At 36.1% G+C, this 1,149-nt stretch carries 1 protein-coding gene and 1 riboswitch; the gene reads left to right on the forward strand.

The genetic code is table 11. From position 1 onward, the window contains the following. Positions 1-36 precede the first annotated feature (36 nt). A riboswitch (TPP riboswitch) is annotated at positions 37-125 on the forward strand. A 218-nt stretch (positions 126-343) separates the two neighbouring features. After that, entirely contained in the window at positions 344-1,012 is a 669-nt protein-coding gene (locus tag GMD5S_RS0209695; RefSeq protein ID WP_000449829.1) for a TenA family protein, read from the forward strand. Positions 1,013-1,149: the final 137 nt, after the last annotated feature.

Raw genomic sequence — 1,149 nt, forward strand, 5'->3', positions numbered from 1 at the left:
TTCAAATTCTGTTATACTGGTCCAGTAATTAAATAATAAAGACATTTGGGGTGCTTTAGGCTGAGATGATACCCATTGAACCTGATACAGTTAATACTGGCGAAGGGAAATGTGAAAAGTTTTTTTTCTTATGTTGAAGGAAACTGTCTAATCTTGTAAGGTAAACTCTAATTCTCGTTTGTAATTGGAGTTTTTTTGTTTATACAAACTGGATAGGCTTGTTTAGGTAGCTATCTGCAAATGCCCTCGATGTTCTTTAAAAGTATCAAGTGGAATTACGATTTTGCTTGGTATCTCTTGATATTTTATTGATTACTAAGGAGTAAAGAAAGGAAAAATAAATATGGAAACACAAGACTATGCATTTCAGCCAGGTTTGACCGTTGGAGAATTATTAAAAAGCAGTCAGAAGGATTGGCAGGCTGCAATCAATCATCGTTTTGTCAAGGAACTTTTTGCGGGGACAATTGAGAATAAGGTCTTAAAAGACTACCTGATTCAAGATTATCATTTCTTTGATGCTTTCTTATCCATGCTGGGAGCTTGTGTAGCTCACGCAGACCAGCTTGAATCCAAACTTCGTTTTGCCAAACAACTAGGCTTTCTTGAAGCAGATGAAGATGGTTATTTCCAAAAGGCTTTCAAAGAGTTAAAAGTAGCAGAGAATGACTATCTAGAAGTGACCTTGCACCCTGTAACAAAAGCGTTTCAGGAGCTAATGTATTCTGCTGTGGCTTCATCAGACTATGCTCATCTTTTGGTCATGCTGGTCATTGCAGAAGGTCTCTATTTAGACTGGGGTTCTAAAGATTTGGCTCTACCTGAAGCCTATATTCATTTAGAATGGGTCAATCTCCACAGAGGTCCTTTCTTTACAGAGTGGGTTCAATTTCTGGTTGACGAACTCAATCGTGTCGGGAAAAATCGAGAAGATTTGACAGAACTTCAGCAACGCTGGAATCAAGCAGTAGCTTTAGAATTAGCCTTTTTTGATATTGGTTATGAATTATAGGATAAATTCAATCCTTTTATGTAGATTAAAAGAATGAACAAACAAACTATATAAATATATTTTCCAGTCAAATATCTTGCTAGGGCTTTCAAATTCTGTTATACTGGTCCAGTAATTAAATAATAAAGACATTTGGG

It is taken from the genome of Streptococcus sp. GMD5S (assembly GCF_000298715.2).
Lineage (GTDB): Bacteria > Bacillota > Bacilli > Lactobacillales > Streptococcaceae > Streptococcus.

Coding starts and splice junctions, on each gene's coding strand:
- GMD5S_RS0209695 (WP_000449829.1), top strand. CDS start 344: ATGGAAACACAAGACTATGCATTTCAGCCAGGTTTGACCGTTGGAGAA.